The organism is Bartonella sp. AU15XJBT (assembly GCF_028618615.1).
Taxonomy (GTDB): Bacteria; Pseudomonadota; Alphaproteobacteria; order Rhizobiales; family Rhizobiaceae; genus Bartonella.
In genome coordinates this window covers 60062-86446 of the sequence record NZ_JAQITG010000009.1, presented here as the reverse complement: position 1 = coordinate 86446, position 26385 = coordinate 60062, and the positions used below count along the sequence as shown (strand labels likewise).

The 26385-nt window shown below is 39.0% G+C and carries 14 protein-coding genes and 1 pseudogene; 6 read left to right on the top strand and 9 right to left on the bottom strand.

What is annotated here, in order from left to right; all coding sequences use genetic code 11:
• Positions 1 to 1253: 1253 nt before the first annotated feature.
• Positions 1254 to 2330, bottom strand: coding sequence for a YrzE family protein (locus tag PVV57_RS05740; RefSeq protein WP_273719056.1), 1077 nt, complete (start codon positions 2328 to 2330; stop codon positions 1254 to 1256).
• A 505-nt stretch (positions 2331 to 2835) separates the two neighbouring features.
• Here PVV57_RS05740 and pyrF point away from each other — a divergent pair.
• From pyrF to PVV57_RS05720, 4 genes and pseudogenes are all read left to right on the top strand, one after another.
• The gene (gene pyrF, locus PVV57_RS05735; protein WP_273719055.1) at positions 2836 to 3681 is read left to right on the top strand and encodes an orotidine-5'-phosphate decarboxylase; all 846 of its coding nucleotides are present in this window, start codon (positions 2836 to 2838) and stop codon (positions 3679 to 3681) included.
• 1054 nt (positions 3682 to 4735) lie between these two features.
• Positions 4736 to 5097, top strand: a pseudogene (locus PVV57_RS05730) (helix-turn-helix domain-containing protein).
• Positions 5098 to 6280: 1183 nt separating this feature from the next.
• On the top strand, positions 6281 to 7768 hold the full coding sequence (gene hisS / locus PVV57_RS05725; protein ID WP_273783630.1) for a histidine--tRNA ligase: 1488 nt from the start codon (positions 6281 to 6283) through the stop codon (positions 7766 to 7768).
• A 537-nt stretch (positions 7769 to 8305) separates the two neighbouring features.
• The gene (locus tag PVV57_RS05720) at positions 8306 to 8839 is read left to right on the top strand and encodes a replication protein (protein ID WP_273719053.1); all 534 of its coding nucleotides are present in this window, start codon (positions 8306 to 8308) and stop codon (positions 8837 to 8839) included.
• A 575-nt stretch (positions 8840 to 9414) separates the two neighbouring features.
• On the opposite strand, the gene PVV57_RS05715 is transcribed toward PVV57_RS05720, so the two are convergent.
• Complete coding sequence (locus tag PVV57_RS05715; protein ID WP_273719052.1) at positions 9415 to 9939, bottom strand: peroxiredoxin; 525 nt, start codon at positions 9937 to 9939, stop codon at positions 9415 to 9417.
• 214 nt (positions 9940 to 10153) lie between these two features.
• On the opposite strand from PVV57_RS05715, the gene PVV57_RS05710 reads away from it, so the two are divergent.
• Both PVV57_RS05710 and PVV57_RS05705 read left to right on the top strand, forming a co-directional pair.
• Complete coding sequence (locus PVV57_RS05710) at positions 10154 to 11782, top strand: alpha-D-glucose phosphate-specific phosphoglucomutase (RefSeq protein ID WP_273719051.1); 1629 nt, start codon at positions 10154 to 10156, stop codon at positions 11780 to 11782.
• 789 nt (positions 11783 to 12571) lie between these two features.
• The gene (locus PVV57_RS05705; protein WP_273719050.1) at positions 12572 to 12907 is read left to right on the top strand and encodes a zinc ribbon domain-containing protein YjdM; all 336 of its coding nucleotides are present in this window, start codon (positions 12572 to 12574) and stop codon (positions 12905 to 12907) included.
• 1273 nt (positions 12908 to 14180) lie between these two features.
• Here PVV57_RS05705 and PVV57_RS05700 read toward each other — a convergent pair.
• From PVV57_RS05700 to PVV57_RS05670, 7 genes are all read right to left on the bottom strand, one after another.
• A complete protein-coding gene (locus PVV57_RS05700; protein WP_273719049.1) occupies positions 14181 to 14759 on the bottom strand; it encodes a NifU family protein in 579 nt (192 codons plus the stop codon).
• A 61-nt stretch (positions 14760 to 14820) separates the two neighbouring features.
• Entirely contained in the window at positions 14821 to 15312 is a 492-nt protein-coding gene (locus PVV57_RS05695) for a universal stress protein (RefSeq protein ID WP_273719048.1), read from the bottom strand.
• Between the two features lie 63 nt (positions 15313 to 15375).
• Positions 15376 to 16446, bottom strand: coding sequence for a tryptophan--tRNA ligase (gene trpS / locus PVV57_RS05690; RefSeq protein WP_273719047.1), 1071 nt, complete (start codon positions 16444 to 16446; stop codon positions 15376 to 15378).
• A gap of 61 nt (positions 16447 to 16507) precedes the next feature.
• Complete coding sequence (murJ, locus tag PVV57_RS05685; RefSeq protein ID WP_273719046.1) at positions 16508 to 18079, bottom strand: murein biosynthesis integral membrane protein MurJ; 1572 nt, start codon at positions 18077 to 18079, stop codon at positions 16508 to 16510.
• A gap of 854 nt (positions 18080 to 18933) precedes the next feature.
• Positions 18934 to 22170, bottom strand: a complete 3237-nt coding sequence (locus PVV57_RS05680; protein ID WP_273783629.1) for a BID domain-containing T4SS effector — start codon at positions 22168 to 22170, stop codon at positions 18934 to 18936.
• A 322-nt stretch (positions 22171 to 22492) separates the two neighbouring features.
• A complete protein-coding gene (locus PVV57_RS05675; RefSeq protein WP_273719044.1) occupies positions 22493 to 24445 on the bottom strand; it encodes a BID domain-containing T4SS effector in 1953 nt (650 codons plus the stop codon).
• 304 nt (positions 24446 to 24749) lie between these two features.
• Positions 24750 to 26060 (bottom strand): BID domain-containing T4SS effector, encoded by a 1311-nt coding sequence (locus PVV57_RS05670; RefSeq protein WP_273719043.1) that lies wholly within the window; start codon positions 26058 to 26060, stop codon positions 24750 to 24752.
• Positions 26061 to 26385: the final 325 nt, after the last annotated feature.

The window sequence follows — 26385 nt, the reverse complement described above, 5'->3', positions numbered from 1 at the left end:
TATTTTAAAAAACGCTAAAATCCCATATTATAATAGGTTTTTAGAAATCTCTAAATCCCACAAAAAAACATAACATGACAAACAGAACAAGTGTTGGAGGGGCGCAATGTTAGAGTGTAAAGAGCCTATAGGTGTGCAATTCTATGCATAAAAGGTTTGCAGGAACCAAATTTATGCTTCTCTCTCTCTTTTACGATATCTCTCGCCTTATCCTATTTTCAGAGACAACATCTCTATTTTCTGCACAATATGCGACCTTTTTCCCCCAACACTTTTGCATCATCCTCATTATTTGTTTGTGAAGGTTTTTTTTACTTTTGCAGAAATGCACTAACGTTGGGAATTTTTACATCAACTCCTGCATGGTAAAACCTAGACAAAACAGTAAAAAAACATTGAAACTCTACATCTTTTTAAAGCTAGATAAAGCCAAAAATGATGAAGCAGGGTGCAGGTAACAAAGAAAGAACAATAGGCCACGTAAAGCTTAATGTGGTTCCTTGATAGAAATGGTGAATTTTATAGCCTATCGGTACTGGAAAACTACCTTTTAAACATTAAAAGGGGATGCTTATTTTCTAAGGTATTGAGAATATCCACTTCTTTACAGTCTTTCCACTGTTTGCATCATTTTGCTTAAGAAGTATTGGAGCGATGAAACGCAGCGAACGCTGAAACATCTAAAAAGAAAAAAAGCTGTACAAATCTATACAGCTTTTTTTATGCGTGCTTGAGCGGAAGCTTTCCTGCGTAAAAAGATACAAGGGGCCACTCTCAAACGAAACTGCCATAATCAAAAACTCTTACATCAATCTCTAATAATAAAATGAGGAAAGTGCTTTACTGATTAAAAAGGAGCAAACGGAGCTTTTTACCCTCATAACCAGTGGGGTAGAGAGAAAAAGTGGGAAAGAATGCGGTTTAAAAATCTCGTTGTTTCCCCTAGGGCTAAAAATATACCCAATTCCATCTAATTTTGCATATCCCCCTAGCATGTCGCTTAAGGGAAACATGAGACTAAAAATACTCCCTTAAATTCATGATCTCTCTTTGTTGTTTTTTTGTATTTTACTCAGCCTTTTCTCATCATGTGCAAAAAAAGCGAGAGGCGCAATGGAGTTGTTAATCCCTAAAAACGCTTAACTTCACGTATAGCCGATGAAAAAGCTGCACAGATGGTGCAGCTTTTATCGGTTTGTTTTGCTTTAGAGGCACAAGTTTTTAAAATTAAAGTGTAAAAAAGTTTCTGCTTTTTAAAGCTTGAAAAAATCTTTTTGGCTTCTGTAACCATAATAGCCAAAAATGCTGGAAATTAGGGCACCAATCAGACTTCCTAAAAAGCCCCACCATCCCATGTATGATGCTTTTGTTGTGGCTTTATCAGCCATCTGAAGAGCATTTTTTGCCTTTGTATCAAGCTTTTGAGACAAGGTATCGGCTTGTTTTTCTAGAGCTTTGAGGGCTTGTCCCGTTTTTTCTTCTGCCCTTTGATACATATGGACGGCACGGTTGGCTGTTGTTTCTGCATCTGTACGCGACATGCCATTGTTCATCAAGGTTTTGATGATATCGCTTTGATCAAATTTTGCCGTTAGAGCTTCTATGCGATGAGAAAGACTATCCCCTAAATTTTTCAGAGTGCTGCGATAATGCGAAGGATCATTTTTGAAAGCGGTTATCGCAGATCCAATATCGTTGAGCGCAGCTTGATAGGTTTGTTTCAAGCGTTCAGGATTGAGAGCTGGAATATCACTTTTGTTGAGAAGGGTGCGCAATTCATTGCCAAGTCGGTCAAAATTAATCCCATTGTCGCGTTTTTCTGCAAAAAACTTTTCAAAGCTTTCGCTGTTTATTTTTGACAGTAGGGAAGGGAGGCTGTCGACGGTTTGTTGGATCATAGAAGTGCTTTTTCCAACCGCTTTAGCGCTTAAGTTTGCTGTACTAGAAACCACGTGGATGGCTTGGAGTGTCATCAGCAGTGTTATGAGCGCCCAGGTTAAGAAACCATGAAGAGCCCCAGAGATTTCAGCAAAACGTCCGGCTACAAAGCCCCCCAAAGCAAGGCTTATCAGCATAACGATGAGGGAACCAATACCCATAGAGAGAAAAGAACCTGTAAAAGGCGAGGACGAGGTAAAGTCCATTTGGCTTAAGCCTAAAGCGGCAGTGAGGAAAGAGAGGCAGATTGAGACGGCAAGAGCTGTTAACAATCCAGCAAAAATAGCAGACCATGAAATAGGTGTATGAAAAAATGAATATTTTGTTTCTAGAGATGTTTCTCCTAGAAAATTCGTATCGAAAGATGTGTCTTCAGGAATGCGGGTTTCCATGTTTTATCTCCTTGAATATGCTGGAGATACAATGCCTTTTTGCCAATTATGTTCCAAAGTTTATGATCCATAATAGATAATTTAGCCGCTAAAAATGAAGAGAAAAGATCCAAAGTTAAGATAGAGAGCATCATGGTGGAGCATTTTCTTTTGAAACTTTCGTTTAAAGCGTATTTATCGAGAAGTTTTGTTGATTGTAAAAAAAGGGCGTAAAAGAAATAAAGTGGGGTGTGTGTGGTTTAGCTTCACGAGGTTATCGAACGAAATAGGATGGAATGCTTTTTTGTTCGTATTCTGTCATAAAGTTTAAATTTTTGTCTCATGACAACGTCTTGGTTGAGAACTATGCGATAAGTATTGTGAATGGGAATAACTTTCATAAGTAAGAGCAGATTTTGTTTACGAGAGTGCTTTCTGTGTGTTTTTACGATTGTATTCTTTTGACAAATGCTTTTCTTTTTGTTTGTATCAAAAAGTTTAAGAAGAGACCGTGTTAGGATATAAAATGTTTTGTTCAGCTTTTTTTAAAAATAGTGAGAAATATGGCCCCCTTTGTGTGGGATTTGATCCGAGTCATAAAGTTTTACAATCATGGAATTTGAGCTGCGATTATAAAGGTTTAAAAGATTTTTGCGATATCCTTTTAACAGCGGTTGTGGGAAAGGTGGGGATCATAAAGCCGCAAGCTGCATTTTTTGAGTTATATGGGGTGGAAGGGCTTCAAGTTTTGAAAGAACTCATTGAAAATGCACAAAAACAAGGTTTGTTGGTTCTCGTTGATACAAAAAGAGGGGATATTGGATCTACCGCTGAAGCTTACGGTAAAGCTTGGCTTGGCGTCAATAGTCCCTTCAAAGCCGATGCTATAACAGTCAATCCTTTTTTAGGGTTTGATGCTCTTATTCCTTTGATAAAGATTGCAGAAGAAACAAAAACGGCTGCCTTTATGGTTGTTCAATCATCTAATCCGGAGGGTAAAGATATTCGCAATGCACGTATTGGCGATCAAACGGTTTCTGTTCATTTGGCAGAGCGTATTTTTGACTATAATAGCCAATCTTCAAGTCAATATCGTCATGTTGGTCCTATCGGGGCGGTTATTGGTGCAACATTAGGCTGTGACGCAAAAGAGACAATTGAACAGTTAGAAAATAGCTTGTTTCTCGTTCCTGGCATTGGGGCTCAAGGGGGAACAATAACACAATTAACTCAGCAGTTTCCTCAAAGGCTATGGCAGAATATTATTCCTTCAATTTCAAGGTCGATTACAGAGGCTGGTCGAAAGAGTGTTGATTTAAAAAATATCATTCATAATTTTGCTGAGCAATCTAAAAACACACTTCTATCTTAAGTTTTGGGCTCTTGTTCTAAGGGGGAGTCTCTTCATTCTAAAAAAGAATGCTTCTTATTCAGTTTTAAGAAAGATGCTGGGGAATTTGGGGATTTATCTAAAAGCAAATGTTCCTCTTGAGACTTTTTAAAAAGCATGTGTCTTGTATTTGATGTTGGTAGAAGGAGAATTTTGCAAGCAAGTGTTTGAAAAAACAACTGTTTGAAAAAAGAGGAGCAGGAAAATACAGAGATTTTGGACAAGATATTGACGGGAAGAGTTCTTTCAAAGGCGATGAGATAAGATGAAATGTGCAAAAGAAAGGTTCAAAGGTCTCAGAGATGAAGCATAAGAGTCTTTGGAGAATTGAAAAGCCTTGGATTGAGGAGGTGCACATTTTCAATCAAATAGAGGGATGAAGGCTGAGAGGTTCATACAATAGATGGATTTTTGATTTTCTCTCTTCCTTAGAAGCTGAAAATTCTAAACCCATTCTGGTTTGTCAATAATCTGATTTTTTCTTTAAAAAAGGTTTCACCTTTTGATTTTTCATGGGGTCTCTATCCTCTCAATGTCGATGTTGTTAATGGGAGAGCAGAATAATCACCTGTCTGGTGCTCGCGTGAAGGACAAAACAAAAGCTGTTTTGTATTGGTTAAGGATGCTGCCAAGCTGGAGGAATTGGCCTTAAGAACCAAGGGGGGGCCTTTTGTGAAATGGGGGCTTGATGGTATGATTGTGATGCGTGTGTGTTAAAGAATGTGAGAAGCAGATAACTTCTCATTAAAAATGAATTCTGCAAATTTAAGAAAAACTATTTTTATTACAAAGATCCTGAAATTACTTTACACGTTAAAAGGTGTTTTGGTCGCATACGCAATGACCCAATAGGGCCTTGAAAACCCTAAATCCGAACACGAAGATAAACCTGCTTTGCAGGTATCTAGGAATTCCGGGAGATTTTGCTATGTTCAGGTGTGTCGACGCACTAAAAGCAAAATGCTGATTCGGATTCAGTGTTTTCAAGCTCCCGGAGTACTCGTGTGAGGGCGCTCGCACCCGGTGGGGGAGGAAAATGCAAAATCAAAATATTAATATTGATCTTTTTGTTGGCAAAAGAATTCGCTTTAGGCGAAAAATGCTGAAGATGTCTCAAAAAACATTAGGTCAACATTTAGGTGTGAGCTTCCAACAAATCCAGAAATATGAAAAAGGCTTAAACCGTGTGAGTGCAGGGCGTTTAAAGGAAATTTCCGATATTTTGAATGTTCCTCTTGCCTTTTTTATACTAATATCATCACAAAAGAAAACGCTTCGTACCATTATGATGAACTCGCAGCGAGCAAAGAGGAATATTTGCTTTTAAAAAGTTTTAGAGTCCTGACATCTGTCAAACAAAAAGCAATTTTAAAGCTGCTTTCTGATCAGAATATATGATGTATGGCGCACTATTCTTTTTATTTCCTCTTTATCTTAAAAGACGAAGATTTTTAATCCACGCTGACTTTTAAAAAAAATCGTCTGTAACCAACACAGTGTCTTGTCTAACGCATTCCATTTGGCTAATATTCATATGAATATATAAGCCACTTCTTTTTATAAATATTCATGAAAGTATTTAGGGGCAGCATGGTGGTAATGCTTCCATTTTTTCATAATGAAAACGATTAAACGTTATGAGATGAGCTTTAAGCTCTGCTTCTTTTGACTGTTTCAATTTCGCAAGGTCTCTTCCTTTCTATCGTTTTGCTTCTGTGTTTAGAAGTGTTCATCTGTCAATTAAATCGTCTGTAAACAGCTTGCTGTCTTGTCTCGCTTATGCCCTGCTGTCTTTATATGAATAGGTGAGCCATGTCTCTTCATAAAGATTTATGAAAATGTCTAGAAACATATTATTGCGATAATGCTTTTGTTTCGCTTTGACCTTTTAACGGCTCTAAAGGATAAAGATTCTTGAAGTTCCACCGATCCGTAGATAATAGATTGTAAACAGTTTGGAGATTATAAACAGTTTGCTTTTCCTTAAAGTGGGTTTCAGCGGTTGATTTCATATTACGACATTTTAAATGATCATATTTTATGGCACAACGGGATCATCACTCATTGTTTTGCTGGTTGGGTGATCCGTTCATGTTATGAGATTTTTCTCATTTTAAAGCTTTTTATGCCCTCCTTTCAGTGCCAAGAGTTTTTGCAACATTGAAGGATAAAGCGTATGACCGGCTTACAGCTTTTATTGAGGTGGTAAGAGGGATGAAGGTATAATGGACTTTATCTTTTTCATGAAGATTTTATCTTACGTTCAGAAGACTTTATGCGAATATCATTATATGATTCATAAGGTTGTTTGTGAAATGGATGCGAGAGTATAAAGAGATATTTTTTTAAAAAAGAGGGTAAATTGGCAATAGAATGATGTTTTTTATCGCAAGTGTTTTGTGTGGGGGCGTGACTTTATGAAGGGGAAATTTTTTAGAGGATTGCTTTAAGGCGGATTGCTTTTGTAAAATAAAAGCCTCTAACATATTGTTAAAAGCTTTGAGGGTGATAAAGTCATTGCAGCGTTTGTTGCTATGGGATAATGGTTATCCGTAAACACATATTGTTGCTAGAGAATAACATGTCATTAAAACAAGAAAAAACCAAAGCCCGTTTACCCCGTGGTTTTGTGGATCGTACAAGTGCACAATTGTATGCCACTGAAACCATGATTGCGCAAATTCGTGAAGTTTATGAACTTTACGGTTTTGAAGCACTTGAAACACCCATTTTTGAATATACGGATGTGTTGGGGAAGTTTTTACCTGATTCAGATCGCCCCAATGCAGGGGTTTTTTCGCTCCAAGATGATGATGAACAATGGATGTCTTTACGCTATGATCTGACGGCTCCTCTTGCGCGTTATTTTGCGGAAAATTTTGAAACGTTACCAAAACCCTATCGCAGTTATCGGTTGGGGTTTGTTTTTCGCAATGAAAAGCCTGGACCAGGGCGGTTTCGGCAATTTATGCAATTTGATGCGGATATTGTCGGAACACCAACCGTTGCAGCAGATGCTGAAATTTGCATGATGGCAGCAGATAGTTTGGAAAAATTAGGTATTCAGCCGCATGATTATGCCATTCGTTTGAATAACCGAAAAATTCTGGAAAGTGTTTTGCAGTTGATTGGCTTAGGGGAAAGCGGGCAGAGTGAAAAGCGCTTAACGATTCTTCGAGCAATGGATAAACTGGATAAATTTGGTCCTGAAGGCGTGCGTTTGCTTTTAGGCAAGGGGCGTTTGGATGAAAGTGGTGATTTTACAAAAGGAGCTGAGCTTCAAGATAAAGAGATTGAATGTATTTTGTCCTTACTCACGATAGAAGCGAAAACGGCAGAAGAAACGCTTGATGCTCTCAGAAAAATCGTTGGTCAAAGTGATCAAGGGCTTGAAGGGGTTCGCGAACTTGAAGAAATGCAAACAATCTTTGCGGCCAATGGGTATCACAATCGTATTAAAATTGATCCTTCGGTGGTCCGTGGATTGGAATATTATACGGGACCTGTTTTTGAGGCGGCATTGCTTTTTGATGTTCTCAATGATGATGGGCTAAGAGTTGTCTTTGGTTCTGTTGGGGGGGGGGGGCGTTATGATGGGCTGGTTGCGCGGTTTCGTGGAGAAAATATTCCAGCAACAGGTTTTTCAATAGGGATTTCACGTTTGATTGCTGCTTTGCAAAACCTTGAAAAATTGCCGGTAAAAAATAGTCTTGGACCTGTTGTGGTGCTGATGATGGACAAAGAGCCAGAAGCTGTTGCACGCTATCAAAAAATGGTGATGCAATTGCGAAATGCGGGAATTTGTGCGGAACTTTATTTAGGCGCATCGGGAATTAAAGCGCAGATGAAATATGCAGACCGGCGCCAAGCTCCTTGTGTGATCATCCAAGGTTCACAAGAACGTGAGAGCGGAAAAATACAGATCAAAGATTTAATTGAAGGAGCGCGTTTGTCTCATGAAATTAAGGATAATCAAACATGGCGTGAAAGCCGTCCTGCACAAGTGATGGTTAATGAAGAGCAATTGGTGCAAACAGTACAAGACATTTTAGCAGCCCAAAAACGGTAATGGTTTTATGAAAGCATTTGCTGCGAAGAGCTTGAACATTTCCTCTTCAATTTTCAGAGTGTATCTTTTATTTGTTTCAGTGTGTTTAAAATCTTATTTTTTTAAAGTTTGCGCGGCATCAAAAGAGTTCTTTAAAGGGCTATGGTGTGAACATCTCTGTGAGGCAAAATAGGGGACACTGAAGCGTTTGAGATTTTTACCTCGACCCTCTTTAGAAAAATCAATGGTCAATAAGAGACACCCAATAGCTTATAGAAATATTGACCATTCAAATGCGTTTAACTTTTGAATTTTCCTTTGCGGGTATCATATTTTCTGCTGTTTTTTTATCGACAGTCTAAAATTTTACATCTGTGAGAGATAAAAGAGATCTTTAAGCGTTTTATTTTAGAAGATTTTTTCGTTCCAAAAATAACGAATAACTTAAATCAGACAATTTTTAAAGGGAGAATATGAGGGTTCATTGTAAGATGTTACATTGATAACTCTTTGAAATAATTTATTGTTCATAAAGAATTTTTAAATGGAGAAATGAAAATGGCTCAATATGATTTTACCGTGCTCTATGAAAGAAATCCCTTTATTTTGAAAAAACCTGAAGATATTGGAAAATCATTTAAACTTCCTCTCTCAAACTTCGAGAGTGAAGATCTTCCGCAAATTACATTTTCAGGCGCCTCGTCGTGTCGGCGTATGATTTTTGGGTTATCATTTAGTGGGTTGAAAGCTTTTTTTGTGATGTTGTGGCAAGTAGGGAAAATGCTCGATGAGGGGGATGATGTGGATTTATGGTTTGATCAGATAACGTTGGATCGTGATATTCTGGAGGATTTTTTGATTTGTGATCTTTCAAGTGAAGAACCAGAATATCTTAATTTTGAAAGTTTTAAAGAAGGTATCAAGGAATTAGAAAGGATTCAAATTATAGAGAAGGGAACAAGAGAAGGTTGTTATTTCATTAACCCCGATATTTTTGGTCTTCCTGAATGTGATGAAACTTTTGAGTTCGATGAAGAAGAAGAAACAAAAGCATACTTTACGGTAGAAAACCCCAATAAACGCCTGCTTTAACCGTTTCTCTCTTAGAGAAAAATAAAAGCGTAGAATAAATGGCTATGAGAATAGCAACGTTGATGTTGTGTGAATTGGAATGTTTGCCGGATCTGTTTTGATTCAACCCTTTTCATCAACACTTATTGGTGCTTATTTGTGCAGGGCAGTTTTTATGCCATATTTTATTATCTTTTCATGAGATAAATTTGACGCGTACGCCTCTTCAAACAGATCATTGATCTGTATTTTTCTTCTTGATGTTTTGTGAACCTTGGATGATCAATTCCCTTGGAACTTAAGAGCGTTTAGACAAGACATATCTCGTTTTTTTAGTGTTTTACCCACATGGGCTACCCACTTATGATATGCAAAAAAGTGATTTTGATTGAGGCAACAGAAAACAGATTTAAAATGGAAAATATTACGATATTTCAGGATTTTACTCAAGTTGAGGAACGCTTAAATGATCATTATCAATCAAGATGTTGTCACCAAGAGATGTTTTTAAAACATACAAAAACCATAAATTCCTTCTTGCGAAGGAATTTATGTTAGAAAGTTTACATTTGACAAATGTATAATTAGTCTTGAAATTAGTTTTTCAAGGCTTTTAAAACATTTTGTGGTGAAGAAATTTCATAAGGATCAGTTGCACAATTATCTGAAAAACCTGGTTCTTCGAACCATTGCTCAATTACACCGTCATTAATAACAGCAGCATAGCGCCATGATCGCATGCCAAAACCGACATTGTCTTTTGCAACCAGCATACCCATTTTGCGGGTGAATTCACCAGAACCATCGGGAATTAATTTCACGTTTTTGATATTTTGTTCTTTTCCCCAAGCATTCATGACAAAAGCATCATTGACGGAAAGGCAATAAATTTCATCAATACCCGCTTGTTTAAATTCATCATAGAGTTTTTCAAAATCAGGTAGCTGAAAAGTTGAGCAAGTAGGGGTAAAAGCGCCAGGAAGAGAAAAAAGAATAACACGCTTTCCTTTAAAGTAAGCATCGCTTTTAACTTCTTGCCACCGATAAGGATTATCTCCACTCACTGATTCATCGCGTACACGTGTATGAAATGTAACATTGGGAACTGTTTTTTTCATCATAAGATGCTCCTGTATTTTTTACGAAAATTGTGCCTTAAAACAGCCTTCATATTTAAAAGCATATGGGAAAGAGCGTTTTAAATAAAAGGGCTTTTTAAAAAATCTTACTTCTAACAAGTGTGCAAATATTTCACACTTGCGTCAAGTAGAATTAATGGTCGACTTTGAATCCTCTTCATCTTAAAATTAAAGGAAAGAATATGAAAGTATTACCATGACCATAAAGACAGTTTTGACTACGGCTTTTGAGGGGCAAAAACCGGGAACATCTGGTTTACGCAAAAAAGTGTCTGTTTTTCAACAACCCCATTATGTGGAAAATTTTATACAGTCTCTTTTTGAGAATATTGGACCTCTTGAAGGGAAAATGTTGATTCTTGGGGGAGATGGACGCACCTTTAATCGGACTCTCCTTCAGATTGTGTTGAAAATGGCGGCAGCAAATGGTGTTTCTCGTGTTAAAATGGGAAGGGGCGGTATTCTTTCGACCCCTGCTGTTTCGCATCTTATTCGTAAATACCATGCGCATGGCGGACTTATTCTTTCTGCAAGCCATAATCCTGGTGGTCCAGAGGGAGATTGTGGGATCAAATACAATATTTCCAATGGTGGACCTGCGCCTAATTCTTTATGTGATGCTATTTTTGCAACATCGCAACGTCTTTCCTTTTATAAAATTTTTGAAGCTCCAGACGTTGATTTAGATCGGCAAGGGACGACCTTTAGGGGAGCCATGCAGATTGATATTATTGATCCTGTCGTCGATTATGTTGCTTTGATGCAAGAGATTTTTGATTTTGACTGTATTGCCAAGGCCGTTGCACGAGGTTTGACTTTGCGGTTTGATGCCATGCATGCGGTAACAGGGCCTTATGCTCATGAAATTTTTGAAAAATGCTTAGGATTTTCTGAAGGGACGGTGGTCAATGGTCTTCCTTTACCAGATTTTGGAGGTGGTCATCCAGATCCCAATTTGGTTTATGCCAAGGCTCTTTATGATTTATTGATGTCAGAGCAGGGACCAGACCTTGGTGCTGCGTCTGATGGTGATGGTGATCGTAACCTCATTATTGGACGTCAGCAATTTGTCTCGCCTTCTGATTCTTTGGCAATTATGGTGGAGCATGCCCATCTTATCAAAGGTTATCGAAAAGGCATTGTGGGGGTTGCACGCTCTATGCCAACAACGCCTGCTGCGGATTTGGTTGCTGAAAAACACGGATTAAACTTTTTTGAAACGCCAACAGGGTGGAAGTTTTTTGGGACGCTTTTGGATGCGGGGAAAGTAACCTTTTGTGGTGAAGAAAGCTTTGGAACTGGCTCTCATCATATCCGCGAAAAAGATGGTTTATGGGCTGTCTTATTTTGGTTAAATCTTTTAGCGGTAACAGGGAAAACTGTTGCACAAATTGTTCAACAGCATTGGCACAGCTATGGGCGCTTTTATGCGCTACGTCATGATTATGAAGAAGTTGAAGAAGACAAAGCTTTGGCATTACTGGAGCACTTGCGGGAGAACTTACCACAAGCCGGAACCCAAATTGCTGGATTTTTTGTCAAAAAAGCAGATGATTTTACGTATCATGATCCGGTTGATCAGAGCGTTAGCACGCGACAAGGTATCCGTATTTTTTTCGAGAATGGTGCACGGTTGGTGGTGCGTTTATCGGGAACAGGGACGTGTGGTGCGACCTTACGGCTTTATTTTGAACAGTATGAAGGTGATCCGCGCAAATACAATTTAAATCCGCAAGAAGTTCTTCAGCCTTTGCAACAGGTGGCACTAAAACTGTTAAACATACAACAAGAATTGGGACGAAACCGTCCTGATATTATCACATGAGATCATTGGAATGTTTCTTGCAAAGATATCATGATTGATCACATAGGGTATTATGATTTTAGGGGCGTGATGTTATTTGCCATAAGGGAGCTCCTCTCTTTTTAGGTGCGTTTCGTTCTGTCTCCCTTTACATATCGGCTGGCTTCTTAAAAATTGCTGAATTCTGAAAACCGAATGCGGTAGGTCATCATAATCAGGCATAATCGGAGCATTTATGTCCCATGATTTTTGATGGTTTAATAGAAATGTTTTTGAAAAAGAGTCATAGAGGAATATCTTTTAAATCAAACAGAACATTATCGTTGTTGCACTTTTCTGTATGCTTGTCTTAAAGAAGCCTCTCTCAAGAGGCGAGAAACCATCTTATGCGTGCCGTTTATGGGAGAGGATAACGGTTTATCCATTAAGCACTATCATTTTTACCTTTATGAAGGAACAAAGTCATACATTTAGGGTTTGCTCTCAATATTGGCCCTTACCTTTGAGAGCGTTTTAGTCTTTTGAGTCTTTTCTTAATCGTTTTACACGGCTCTTTCTCCTTGTAACTTGTAAGCGAAAGACTTTGGTTGCTTCAATATTGAGAGGAATCTTATGATTATGGGGGCTCATTGTACAATGAGCAATCATCCTTAACGTATCTGTTGTATGGCGATGATCGCATTTACGAACGCAAGCGGCAGATGGGGGGTGAAACAAAGGGACATGTTTTTCTTAAAATAATGGACAATAAGCACTTCTTGCTTTATGACCAGTCATCATGAATGGTTTTTCTTAAATAAAGGGAAATTTATGATCCAATATCCCAAATGTCCTCGTTGTGATTGTCTTTATACTTATGAAGAGGGTGAAAATTTTATGTGTCCTGAATGCGCGCATGAATGGCCCCAAAAGAGCGACGATACTGTTCTTTCCGAGAGTGTTTATGATGCTAATGGTCAAATCTTGACCAATGGCGATACCGTTATGGTGATAAAAGATTTGAAAGTAAAAGGCGCTTCCTCTGTTTTAAAAAGTGGAACGAAGGTTAAGAATATTCGCTTGGTGGATGGGGATCATAATATTGATTGCAAAATTCCAGGGATTGGACAGATGGGTTTAAAGTCGGAATTTGTTAAAAAAGTTTAAGTGTTTATCCTCTTGCAATTGGTTTTGCCTTTCGTTGGTTTGCTATTTTCATATTCTGCTCCAAGTAGGACTATTCTTTCCCAAGAGGGTTCTTTTCTTATTTCGTAGATTACGCTCATCGGGTAAACACACTATCTTTTCCCTTATGGGGATACAAAAGCTATGTCTTGCGAGAGAAATAGCTGTCTTTTCTTTCAGACATGTTGGCTGGTGGGAGGAATTAGATGTTGATTGATAAGAAAACAGTAAAAACACGCGCTTTATGAGGAGAATAACGCCGTAAAGTGAGAAATTTACGATTGGTTAAATTGAAGGAACTTTTCCGCTTTTTATCAAATTATTTTCAAAATAGTCATAATAGATTTGGCTTTGATTTATTTTTACAGATATTGACACCTTTTGCATTGTATTTATGGGATGAGCTTGAAGGTGATAGAGAGGGGAATTCTTGAAATCAAGAATAGGAAAAGTCGGTATGATATTTTAAAAAATATTTCTCAATGCACTTAAGCCTATTTCGCCATGAGACTTATGAATGGTATAAGGCAAGCGCCGTTGAGCGCTATCATTCATTTTTATGTTTCATAAAAGTGCAAGACAACACATCACATACTTTGCACGTTCTCAATGTTGCAACAGTCCTTATATTTGTCCCTATGTTGCATCCTTATATGTGAAAATGTTCATAAGAGATATTTTAAAAATCGTTTTTGTTATCCTCCAATTTGTGATGTGTAAGCGAATGATTTTGATTGATGCGATAAACACAATTGAAATGAAAAGACTGTCAGGATTCCCATTCAAGGTGTAAAAGTGTGATCCTTGTTGATTGGTTGCTATAAGCAACATTTTGCAGGATTTTATTATCGGAAATACTGAAAATGATGGGACACAAGGGAGACCAAGTGTGTGCCCTGTCTTACATTGTTTTTTTGCTGTAATGAATCCCTTGTTTTGAGGGATAAAATTGCATGGCAAGGGCGATAAAATAAATTTAAAGCGTGTCCCCGCGTCCATGGGTTTTATGTGATGGGTTCGTTGAAATGATGCCTTTAAAGGGGACAAAAACCATTTTAAGGCCTATGGGGAAGTGAAAGGAAAGCCTTATCATTTTCTAGGATTTTTGAAGAAGTATGGATTTTTATAACAGCATGGCTTACGTCTAAAATGATGAGAGATAAAATGGTGTAAGATTTTTGCTCCCCTTGTTGTTTTAAGCTTTGTTGGAGAAAAACAATCTGTGTGGTCGTTTTACCTATTGAGGTGTCAATATTTATTGAGGCATGGCTTCAACACCTAAAACTTCAGGGATAAAATGGCGTAAAAGATTTTCAATCCCATGTTTAAGTGTTGCCGTTGAAGAGGGACAGCCAGCGCAGGCGCCTCGCATATTGAGATAAACAATACCATTTTCAAACCCGCGAAAAGTAATATCGCCACCATCATTGGCAACGGCTGGGCGAATACGTGTTTCAAGCAGCTCTTTAATGGTTAAGACAATATCAGCATCTTTTTCGTCATAAAATTCTTCGTTAAGGGCATGGGCTTTTGCTTGTTTTGTCGCGCTGGTGGTGATGACAGGCTCATTGGAGAGAAAATGTTCCATAATTGTGCCTAAAATGACGGGTTTGAGATGTTGCCATTCCCCCTCTTTTTTGCTTACGGTGATGAAGTCATAGCCTAAAAAAACGCCATTGACATTGGGAATATTAAACAGTTTAGCTGCCAAAGGTGAGTTTTTAGCTGCTTCTTCACGGTCACGAAATTCTAAGACGCCCTCGGAAAGCACCACGCGCCCTGGTAGAAATTTAAGTGTTGCAGGATTTGGCGTGGTTTCAGTTTGAATAAACATAGTCTCTCCTTTTATAATGAAGGATTAGAAAGATCATTACATTTTTAAAATATTGTATTTTTTAGGCAATAGACTGAATATCTTCATCGGCAAGATTGCTGGGAATGACAATGACAGGGATTGAAAAAGCTGTCCCTTTATTTCCGATTAATTGGATAAGGGGGCCTGGTCCTTCTGTATGTCCACTGGCTGCTAAGACAATCAGTGCAATTCTTTTATCTTCGTCGATCAGTTTAGAAATTTCATCAATCTTTTTCCCTTCACGCACCACTATTTCTGTTTCAAGCGCATGGGATGTGCGGACATCATTGGCAATGTCTCCTAATATTTTATGAGCACTTTGCGTTGATTCCGTGCGCATAACATCATTTACACCCAGAAAATGTTGAAATTCTGCACTATCAACCACACAAAGCAAGACCAAAGTTCTGTTGGTGTTTTGGGCATGTTGTGCGGCAAACGCAACGGCACGCCGACATTCTGGTGTTTCATCGATAATGACTAAGTTTTTTTTCTTGGGTTCTTTTTTCGGATTTTGGGGTTTAGAAATCATGCACTTTCTCTATTTTGTACAAACGATTTTTTTTGCTCTCTACGGTTTTTAGGTTTATTGTTTTTATGTATTGTGCAAAAATCCAACAATTTCACGAATTTTTTTCATATTTTCTTCTGCGAGCATACTAGCACGTTTAGCGCCATCATGCAAAACAGAGTCAATGTAACCGCTTTCTTGATGAAGTCGACGTAATTCTTCTGTTATAGGGGCAAGCTTATGGACAGCAAGGTCGGCTAGAGCTGTTTTAAAATGCGAAAATTGATGACCAGAAAACTCTAAAAGAACCTTTTCTTTGTTGACTTTGGCAAAGGCGGCATAAATACCAAGCAGGTTATCAACTTCTGGACGTTCTTTTAAAGCGGCAAGGGTATCGGGAAGTGGCGCGGAATCCGTTTTGGCTTTGCGTATTTTTTTGGCGATAAGATCAGCATCATCGGTCAAATTAATGCGTGAAAAATCTGAAGGATCTGATTTTGACATTTTTTTCGTCCCATCACGCAAGGACATAACACGTGTGGCTGTTGTTCCAATCAGGGCTTCTGGCAGGGGGAAAAAGCCTTGTATTTTTTCTTCATCCGTTTGCATAGAGACGCCAAAATTTAAGTCAGCAATACGCTGTGCATAGTCATTGTTAAATTTTTGTGCAATATCGCGTGTGAGTTCAATATGCTGTTTTTGATCTTCTCCTACCGGAACATGCGTTGCACGATAAACTAAAATATCAGCAGCCATTAACGTGGGATAGGCAAAAAGCCCAAGGGATGCTTTTTCACGATCTTTTCCTGCTTTATCTTTAAATTGTGTCATACGTTGAAGCCAACCGATACGCGCAACACAATTAAAAATCCAAGCAAGTTCAGCATGTTGAAAAACACGTGATTGGTTGAAAATAATGTGTTTTTCGGGATCAATACCAGCAGCGAGAAAGGCTGCTGTCACTGTTCTGGTGGATTCGCGTAAAATAAGGGGATCTGGATTGACGGTGAGCGCATGCATATCCACAACACAATAAAGGCAGTGATGAGAATTTTGCAGTTCAACCCAATGCTGAAGGGCTCCAAGATAATTGCCAAGATGTAAATGACCACTCGGTTGTACGCCAGAAAAGACAAGGGGGGTAAAGGTATCCATAGGAGCGCTCTTTCTTTAATTCAAGGTTATTCGTTTTATTGTTTTTGACAAAGTATAGATATTATGGACGTTTTTTCAAATTTTTAAGTGTGTGAAAAAAGGAACGGGTGTTGAATAAAAAATAAGCACTCAAATAGATCAAGAATATGCCGAGTATGATTCCGGCTAAGGTGCTGGCACGCAAGAAAAAGGAAGCTTGTGAGGATAAAGGAAAAGACAAAAATCCAAGCACATTTAATCCATAATAGAGGGCTAGTGCACTCAAAAGGGAAGCGATCGTAAGGCATAATATTTGCTTAATCAATTGGAGGTCGTATTTCCAATACCCCCGTTTGATAAGGATCCCCCAAAGCAATAGCGTATTGACCCATCCAGAAGTAATTTCAGCAATAACAATGCCTCGTGCCGATAGAATAGGAAATAATGTTAAAGCAAGGCTGACATTGATAAAAACACAAATGCCTGTAACAATCATTGGTGTTTTGGTATCCTCATGGGCAAAGAAATTAGGAATAAAGACCTTAATGAGAACAAAAGCAGGAAGTCCTAGTCCATAAAGTTCCAATAATTGTGCAACATGCTGTGTTGATTGATCAGTAAACTGTCCACGCTCAAAGAGTAAACTGACAATGGGAGTGGAGAGCAGCAAAAAAGCGATGGATGCTGGGAGTGTTAACAATAGCGTTAATTCAATAGAGCGATTTTGCAAATGGTGGGTTTCTTCATGCTTTTTGCTCCGCAAAGCACGGGTTAATTCTGGCAAAAGAACAGTTGCAACGGCAATGGCAACCACGCCTAGAGGCAATTGATAAAGGCGATCAGCATACATCAAAGAAGAGACAGCTCCCGATTGACTAGAAGCGATGTTGGTATTGATGAGCAAATTAATTTGCGTGATACCGCCCGTGATAGCAGCAGGAAATGCTAAAGCTAACAGCTTTCGAACATTAGCACTTAAATGGGGACGACGGAAGAAAATTTTCATGCCGCTTTGTCGTAAAGCAACAGCAATTAAGGCCAGTTGAAGAAGCCCTGCGGCCAACACACCCCAAGAGAGATTTAAGCCGATATGCCAAGCATCAAGTTTATAGACCCAAGCATAGGCCAGCACACCAATCAGAATAATATTTAAAAAGAGCGGGGCAATGGCGGCAATAAAATAGCGGCGCAGAGCATTGAGCATGCCCCCCATCATGGCGGCCAGCGACATGCAGGTTAAATAGGGAAACATGATCGCAGTAAAATGAATTGTGGCGTTAAATTTTGTTGCATCTTCGATAAAGCCTGGAGCAATAATGGTTCGTACCAAAAAAGGCATACTGAGTTCCATAACAATCGTTAGCAGTAACAGTAGCGAAAAGAGAACACCAAAAACCTCTTCTGCAAATTTGCAGGCAGTTTCTTGTCCATCTTCAGTGATTTTTTTTGCGAAAAGAGGAATGAAAGCGGCACTAAAGGCACCTTCAGCAAAAAAACGGCGGAATGTGTTGGGAAAACGAAAAGCAGCATTAAAGGCATCAGAAACAGGACCAGTTCCTAGCGCTGCTGCCATAAGCATTTCACGGACGAAGCCAAAAATACGGCTCATGAGAGTTCCGGAAGCAACTGTTGCAATTTTTTTAATCAATGTCATAAAGATATATCGGTTTTGTTAGAAAAAAGAGAAGCGTTGATAGGAGAAATAAGCCGTTTTAAATCGCAAAAATCTGATCTGTAGGTCCATACAAGAATACATTTGTGCAGCGTTTTACGACGGTGGTTGTCTTTCTGTCAACAATGGTGCGTGAAGACTGTATAAAATGCTCCTTGATTATTATTGTTGTATTACAATTTTTATTGTTGCCATAAAATAATTAAAATTTCTTTTTCAAACTGAAATATAGGAGCGATGTCATACCAGTTGGAGGATATAGAATGATCATTTCTCTCTAGGGGGTGATGTTCGTGAAGAGTGCAACGCAATGGCGTGCTGTTTTGTGTGAGGGGCGTGGACCTTATTCAAAGAACGCAAATAAAATAAAAGCGTGAAGTAATGCGCAAATTCCATTATTTAAAAGACAGTGCTTTAGAGGCTTTAAAAGTCATAAGGCTGAGCTAAAAGGTGGTGGCAAAGCACGTCGATTGGTTTCCATCTTTAAGGCTTTATGTTCTCCCCAAATGAGGCTGCCTTCCCGTTTCAGAGATTCCATAAACAGAGGATAGCAAGATGTGATTTTTCACCAGCATCTTGCCTATTTTTAGCGCTACAAGCAAGAGCGCCATAGACGATGGAAGTGATTAAAGATCTTTTCAAAAATGATCAATCCTTATCAATTGCTTCGTTTAGGTTTTTTTCACAGTTGATGAGGGTAAAATCTGAGGAAATAAAGTTTCTTCCTTATGGTTTTCAAATCTCGTTGACGCGCGATTGGTTTGAAGATGAAAGCCAGGGAGTAAAGGCAATCTTTTTTATTAGAGAGGGCAAAAAATTAAAGCTTATCTGAATTCTTAGAGAGTCATAGCCTTTGCAGGCTGCATTTTGTGTGGTTGAATATTTTCTTGTCTCTTGATGTGCTGATGGATGTTTTCTATCATTTTATGCGCTTTACTTGTTTCTTTATCAAGAGTGTTAGAACATGTTTTTTCAGTGTTTTTCTTGAGTAATTGATGCTGGATAGATTGACGTTGGTTTGATGCTGAGCGCTCATTCAATTTGCGGTCATAAAAATCCATGGAGTGTATGTTATGTTCTATCTCTTTTGTTTGCTTGACGATTGCCAGAATCTCTTTTGCTTTGATGGCTGATGTGCCAAGACTTTTCGCAAGCTTTTCGGGATTATTTTCTTTTATCGCTTCATGCTCGCTTGAGGATAAGCGTTCATTGATTTTTTTGATATAATTCTTTATTTCTCCCCTTAATTTAGGAGAGTTTGATAACGTTTCTTGCTGCTGTTCTTTTGATAGGGAAAGGAGATTTTGCATCCACGCTTGAGGCATTTCTACCGTTTGTTCACAGCGTTTTTGTTTTACGTGATGGTCATGGAGAATGTCTCTTTTTGTTTGTGTAAAAATATCGATATAACGCTCAATGGCTCTACAGAGGGGCAAAATATTTGCTTCAGCATTGGCGCGCGCGTTGTTTTTTATGCCAAATACATTGCTACCAGAAAGCTTAGAAATAGATTGAGGAGATGTGGCAATTTGATAGGTGAGCTGTTCTCCCTCCGTTTGATTTTTATGGATCCTTTCAATCTTTTCCTGCAAAATATGCCGATTGCCATAAATGATTTGGCACAAAGTCTCGATTTCTGTTCTTCTTGCATGAAGTGACGTATTGTTTTTTATCCCTGTGACAATTTCGTCGCTTGTAAGGGGAGCTATTTTTTCTGCGGGGATTAGCACTTCTTGCTGGTGTTGAGCGCTTGGTGCTGTAAAGGAGAGGGCGTCACCAATTTTTAATGTATGTATTTGCTTTGGGGTGAGATCTTTTTTATTTCCCAGGATGAAATCTCCATTGGCATCAAGCATGAAGCCATTGGGTCCACAGCCTCTATAGGTACCATGATAGGTTTCTCCTTCTTTCGCTGTCATAATAAGACGATGATTTATATTCTCAAGCCCAATATTTTTCATATTGTCCATGAATTCTTTTAAAATAAGCGTTTTTTCTGGATTGGAGATATCCTCAAAAAGATGTTTCATCTCTTCTTTATCGTTGTGTTTTAGCGATGCAATGCTAGCAAAGTTCATGCGTTTTTCTGTTACAAGAGAAAAGTCAAGTGTGTGTCCTGCTACTTGAGCGAGTTTTTCAAAAAAAATTCGTTGTGTGCGTCCATTACCTTCTCTGAAAGGATGCGTATAGTTGAGCTGTATCATTATTTCAGCGGCTTGTTCAACAAATGTTTCGCGGGTTAAGCCTTTTAAATTATTCGTTTCAGCAAGTGTTTTGTCTAAATTTTTTAGTCCCTCCTGTATCTGTTTTTTTGATGCAAAAGAAATATCCGCTTTTTTCATTTTTGGCATACAAGCGACGGTGCCATCTTCAAATGTAAATGGTTTTTCACGTGTTTTCCCGGCCCATTCAAAAGTGTTTTTAAATAGGGTATGATGAATATATTGGAGATATGTAGAGTTGAGACTTTGTGGAGGCTCTTCTTGGCGTAGATGAATGATTGCTTTTGCTGTATCATGAGCACATTGCACTTTTAATTTTCCGTAGTTTTCTATTCCATATTTATTTTTTAAGGTGATACTGTTGGGGTAAAGGAAATTACGGTACATTGTATTATCTTCTTCGGTTTTAGACAATGAGGATAATTTCTCGTGTGAGGAGAGAGGGGCGGTATCTATTTTTTTTGTAGTACTGTCCCAGTATGCCATTGCTTTTTTTGGGGGCTGTGTTCCTATTTGTTGATGATCAGAGAGATTTTTCTGTGTTATTTGGACAGTCGTTAGATCATTTGTCACTGTATTTTGGGTCTGAAAAATGGTTTCTTGGAAATCTTTTTGCGTTTGCCTCATAGACGAAGCAGATTGAGCCATTGGTTGTGCTATTTGTTCTTTTTCTTGCAGACTTTGGGGCATAACTTCAACGCTGTCATGGGAAGTATGAGGGGTAATCCATGGTGCAAAATGGGCTTTTTCTTTTCTCTTTGTTTGAATGGAGGTGTTGTCTTTGCTCTTTTCAGTTATTTCATCGTTTGTGTGAGCGGCTCGTTTTTCTTCTGGAAGCAATGTTTTTTGCTGGTTTTTTTTCTGGTTTTTTTGCGGGCTTTGAGTTTTTGGTGCTGTAAAGGAGAAGACCTCACCAATTGTTAATGTTTGTGTTTGCTCGGGTGTGAGATCTTTTTTATTTCCCAAGATGAGAGTCCCCTGAACATCCATCATAAAGCTATTGGCTCCACAGCCTCTATAGGTACCATGATAGGTTTCTCCTTCTTTTGCGACGACAGCGAGATAATAATTTCTTTCACCCATTCCAAGCTTTCTCATAGAGTTGGTGAATTCTTGTAAAATGAGCAATTTTTCTGGATTGGAGATATCCTCAAGCAGATGCTGCATAGGCTCTGGATCGCCACGTTCCATGGCGGACACACGGACAAAGTCTTTGCGTTTTTTGCTCACAAGTGAAAAGTCTAGCTCATGTCCTGCTGCTTGAGCGAGTTTTTCAACAAACAGTCTCTTTGTGCGCCTATTGCCCTCTCTGAAAGGATGCAAGTGGTGTAAATCTATCATCAGTTGAGCAGCATGTTCAACAAATTCTTCGCGGGGCAATCCTTGTAAATTATTTTTTTCAGCAAGTGTTTTGTCTAACTTTTCTAGTCCCTCCTGTACTTTTCTGCCAATCGCAAAAGGTTCTGTAAATTCTTTTCTTTTCAAAATGGGCATGAAAGCAACACTGCTATCTTCAAATGTAAAAGGTGCTTGGCGGGTTTGGCCAGCCCATTCAAATGCACGAGAAAAAAGGCGGTGATGAAGATATTTGAGATAGGCGGCATCAAACTTCTCTGGTGGTGGTTCTTGGAGCAGTTTGATTATTTCTTTTTTTACATCATCACAACAGCGCTCTTTTAATATTTCTTTATCTTTGATGCGGTATTTATTTTTAAGCACCTTGCTATTGGGGTAGAAAAAATTTTGCGCTGCTTCGTTTATTTGTTTAGAAATGGTTGCATTAACTGCAGAGTGTTGTTCTTGCAATTCTTCCTGTGTGGAAGAGTTATAATGTTCTGTGTTTTTTTTCATGCATATGTCCTTTCAAGTTTTTAATATTTTTTTAAAAAAAAGCTTCTTTTTTGCATTTTTGCCTTATGTTATTTTCATAGCTTTCTTGCAAAGAAGAATGCCGATTTAAATGATTGAAAAAATTTGACCTTGTTCGTTATTCGCATCGAACAAAGTCAAGGGGTGTAATTTTTATGAAACGTTATCGTGAAATTTTATCAATGCGTTTTGTCATATGCCAGTTTATGCAAATTTTTCTGTATGTTATACGCCAACCTTGGTGCAATTTTGGCAAGATAATTGCACCAAAGTTTTATATGAAAAGCCAATGGTGATGAGACCATCACGACAAAGCCATTGTTTTTGATGTTTCGGCTCTGCGCGGTCGCATAGGAGGTCGCTCTTCTTGTTTAGATGTTTCAGTAAGCTCTTGATGACGCTTTGCTGTTGAGCGTTCAGGAAACTTTGGAGACTGTGATAGGCTTTGCTGATTTTTATCCAGATCGCTAAGCGGTTGATGGCGTTGTTGTTGTTCTGTTTGATGGTTTTGCACAATGGTTTCTCTTAACTGTTTTATCGTATCAGCATAATCCTTAATGGCGGTACAAAGGGTAGGAAGACTTTCTTCAGCGGCTTTGCGTGCTCCGTTTTTTATGCCAAGAGTTTTTCTACCAGCAAGCGGAGCAAAAGATGTAGAATCCTTTTCAATTTGAAATACAAGCTCTTCTCCCATATCTGGAATTTTGTGCATATCTTCCATTCTATATTGCAGAATAAATGGATCATTATAAACAATTTGGCACCAATATTCGATTTCTCTTTGACCATATTTAACCGATGGATCTTGTTGAATTCTGCGGGCAATTTCCTGATTTGAGAGAGGCTCTATTTTCTTTTCTGACTTGAGCGGATTTTGTGTTTGAGTGATTGCTTCTTCTTGTTGCGCTTGTCGATGCTGTCGTTGTTTTGTGTGAGGGCTCTGTGAAATATTCTCAGTTTTTGTATATTTTGACGTATACATAAAACCTTCTATGGCGGTACAGAGGGATGAAAGAGCTTCTTCAGCTTTTTTGCGCGCTCCATTTTTTATGCCAAGAACTTTTCTACCAGCAAGCTTAGAAATAGTCTGAGGGTTTTCTGTTATATCCCATAAGAGCTGTTCTCCCATATTGGGGTTTTCTTTGACGGCTTCTATTCTTTGTTCTAAAATGAGCCGGTCACCAAAAGCCTTTTTGCACAAAAATCGTATTTCTTCTTGATATGCTACGAGCAATAGCTCTCTTTCCATTGTATTAATAGATGTTTTGTGTTCCTGAGACGGTTTTGGTTGTTTAATTGCTGTTTGTGGGGAGGCCATTTTTTGGACGAAAGCGTCGCTTTTTTGTCTGTCTCCTATTTGGTGTGGTTTTCTTGAACGAGGGACTGCATAGATTTCACTGTCTTGTGATGATGAACTGCTTTGCTGCCTGACTTGTCTATGCCGTGGTGTTTTGGGTCTAACACTTGGGGCGAGGGTTTCTGAATTTTGAATTTTTGTGCTGGTTTGCACTTTGTCTCTCATGCGTGGGGGAAGGGCCGGTGCCACTTTTGTCTGTAGAGAGGGGGATTCTTGAGCTGCTTGTCTGTTTTGTTCTCTATCTTTTGCACGCGGTGGTCTTTGTGGTGCTGTTTTTATATGCGTGGAGGGGCTCTCTTGGATTTCTGGATTTTGAATTTTTGTGCTGGTTTGTGCTCTGTCTCTCATGCGTGGGGGAGGGGGCGGCGCCACTTTTGTCTGTAGAGAGGGGGATTCTTGAGCTGCTTGTCTGTTTTGTTCTCTATCTTTTGCACGCGGTGGTCTTTGTGGTGCTGTTTTTATGTGCGTGGAGGGGCTTTCTTGAGTTTCAGGTTTTTGGATTTTTGTGTCGGTTGGCGTTTTGTCTCTTACGCGTGGGGGAGGGGGGGGAGCTACTTTTGTTTGTAGGGAGGGGGAGGTTTGAACTTGTGTGCTGTGTTGTTGCCTCTCTCTCATACGTGGGGGGTTGGGCGGTGCCATGTTTGTCTGTAAAGAAGGAGTTTCTTGGATTTTTGCGCTGGGGGATATTGTGTTGGTTTGCGTTTTTTCTCTTATACGTTGGGGGGGCGGTGGCGCAACCTTTGGGGGGGATGACAAATTCTCTCGGCGTGTTTGTACAGGGGGGGGGGACACACTTTGAGAAACTTGGGGAGGAGAGGTTCTGGTGGGGGATTGTTCAGTCTGTTGTTGAAATTTTTCCATCATTTCGGTAATAAAAGGGGAGGGGTTTCTTTTTTTCATGCATGTTCCTTTCAAACTCTTCCAATATTGTTTTTAAATACTATCTAAGAATGTACGTTGGTGTTTATTCTGTTTTATGGTTTTTTACTTGCTCTTATGAGAGAGGATATGAAACTAAACGATTCCACAAGATTTGACTCTTTTGGTGCAGATGATGATCACTCTTTAAATACTGTTTATCAGTAGCTTAGATTAACTGGTGGGGGAATGAATTTTGTTTCAACGCTCTCTCTTTCTTGGCGCAAATCACTTCTGTTTTGTGTTGCGCCAAGATATTAGATTCAAAGGGAAAACTTATGTTTATTTAGCTGGCAAGAGCCATCGCTTTGGAGGCGGCGGTTTTGCGAGGACGAAAATCTGTTTCTCTTTGCTGAGTAGAGGCTGTTGCGCCTTCATGTGTTACTATTGAAGGCTCAGGACGTTGAGCAGTTTGTGAGACGCTTTGTTGTTGATGCAAGTTTTGCGCTCTCTCAGACAGTTCATGGCGTTCTTGTTTTGACTGCTGAGTTTCTGCAATGCTCTCTTTTACTTGTGTTACAGCTGTTGCATAATTGTCAAGGGCATCAATGAGGTGAGAAAGTCCCGCTTCAGCATGTCTGCGTGCTTGATTTTTAAAGCTACCAATACCAACACCAGCGTATTTTTTAAAAGACTGAGGATTTCCGGCAAGTTGCTGTGCGAGCTGTTCTATTGTTTCAGGGTTTTGGAAAAGCTCTTCCACCTGTGATTGCAAAATATTTGATTGGCCAAAAACAACAGTGGACCAATATTGGATTTGGGCATGGTGTCTTTTGACTTTTGAATGTTGGTGGATTTTTGTAGAAGTTTCTTCTTCTGAAAGACTTTCTTTTTCCCTTTGAGAACGATCCGGTTTTTTTAGGAGTTCAGTAACAGCTGCCTTTCCCATGAGGCGTTCATAGTTTTTGAGTTCTTGCTCTGGAGATTGTAAGAGACTCTCTCTTGCATGTTTTACAGCTTCTGTATAACCATCAATGGTGACACAGAGGTCGGAAAAACTTTCTTCTGCTTGTTTGCGTGCTTGATTTTTAAAGCCCAACATACTGGTGCCGGAAAGTTTAGCGATGCTTTCAGGATGGGCAGCCATGCGCCATGAGAGTTCTTCTCCTGTAGCGGGATTTCTTTGAATTTCTTGCATCTTTTCTTGCAAAATGTTGGGGTTGCCATAGGCCTTTGCGGATAAACGTTGGATTTCTTCTTGATAGGTTCGAACCAATGAATGGTGTGGAAGCAATAGAGTGATTTCTTCCTCTGAGAGGATTCTTGTTGGCCTTTGTGAAGAAGCTTGTGGAGCAACTGTTGCACGTGTTGTTTCAGGTTCTTGTGGTTTTTCGATCCCGCTGTCTCTTGTGAGAGGCGTTGTTGAATGCGTCATTTTAACGGATGTCTGTGCGTTTTCTTTCCTAACAGTTTCTTTTTCTAAAACAGAGTGTATTCCCTCATCTTCTTCCGGTATCGATGATAGTCTCTTGCTTTTTGAAGGAGCTTCTTTAGGGAGGGGGGAGACACCTGAGACTTCTGCCGCTGCTTTGTCATAGAGTTCTATGAGTTCTTTTATTGAAGAGGATGGAAAAGGGTGGGGGTGATCTTTTTTCATGCATGTTTCCTTTCAAAAATTGTTTTAGAAAACCTCTTTGGTGCATTCCCCACTTTTAGTTTTGATAACTTTTACACAAAGGAAGATATCGCACTGAACGCGCCCAAAGATCCGCGCTATTTGCACCCAGTCTAATGGAGCTTTGTGTCTTTTATACAGTTTTTTTATGAAACTTTATCAATAAGTTATAATAAATTACAGGACCCATTTTTAGGACTGTTTTAGGACTATTTTTTGTAACATTCTAAAACAATTCTTGGCGCAATCACGATAAAATGATTTGCGCCAAGAAACTCACTGAAAAAGAGATTATATTAAAAACAAA

Coding starts and splice junctions, on each gene's coding strand:
- murJ (WP_273719046.1), bottom strand. CDS start 18,079: ATGACATTGATTAAAAAAATTGCAACAGTTGCTTCCGGAACTCTCATG.
- PVV57_RS05680 (WP_273783629.1), bottom strand. CDS start 22,170: ATGAAAAAAAACACAGAACATTATAACTCTTCCACACAGGAAGAATTG.
- PVV57_RS05740 (WP_273719056.1), bottom strand. CDS start 2,330: ATGGAAACCCGCATTCCTGAAGACACATCTTTCGATACGAATTTTCTA.
- PVV57_RS05695 (WP_273719048.1), bottom strand. CDS start 15,312: ATGATTTCTAAACCCCAAAATCCGAAAAAAGAACCCAAGAAAAAAAAC.
- PVV57_RS05705 (WP_273719050.1), top strand. CDS start 12,572: ATGATCCAATATCCCAAATGTCCTCGTTGTGATTGTCTTTATACTTAT.
- hisS (WP_273783630.1), top strand. CDS start 6,281: ATGTCATTAAAACAAGAAAAAACCAAAGCCCGTTTACCCCGTGGTTTT.
- PVV57_RS05670 (WP_273719043.1), bottom strand. CDS start 26,060: ATGAAAAAAGATCACCCCCACCCTTTTCCATCCTCTTCAATAAAAGAA.
- PVV57_RS05700 (WP_273719049.1), bottom strand. CDS start 14,759: ATGTTTATTCAAACTGAAACCACGCCAAATCCTGCAACACTTAAATTT.
- pyrF (WP_273719055.1), top strand. CDS start 2,836: ATGTTTTGTTCAGCTTTTTTTAAAAATAGTGAGAAATATGGCCCCCTT.
- trpS (WP_273719047.1), bottom strand. CDS start 16,446: ATGGATACCTTTACCCCCCTTGTCTTTTCTGGCGTACAACCGAGTGGT.
- PVV57_RS05715 (WP_273719052.1), bottom strand. CDS start 9,939: ATGATGAAAAAAACAGTTCCCAATGTTACATTTCATACACGTGTACGC.
- PVV57_RS05720 (WP_273719053.1), top strand. CDS start 8,306: ATGGCTCAATATGATTTTACCGTGCTCTATGAAAGAAATCCCTTTATT.
- PVV57_RS05710 (WP_273719051.1), top strand. CDS start 10,154: ATGACCATAAAGACAGTTTTGACTACGGCTTTTGAGGGGCAAAAACCG.
- PVV57_RS05675 (WP_273719044.1), bottom strand. CDS start 24,445: ATGAAAAAAAGAAACCCCTCCCCTTTTATTACCGAAATGATGGAAAAA.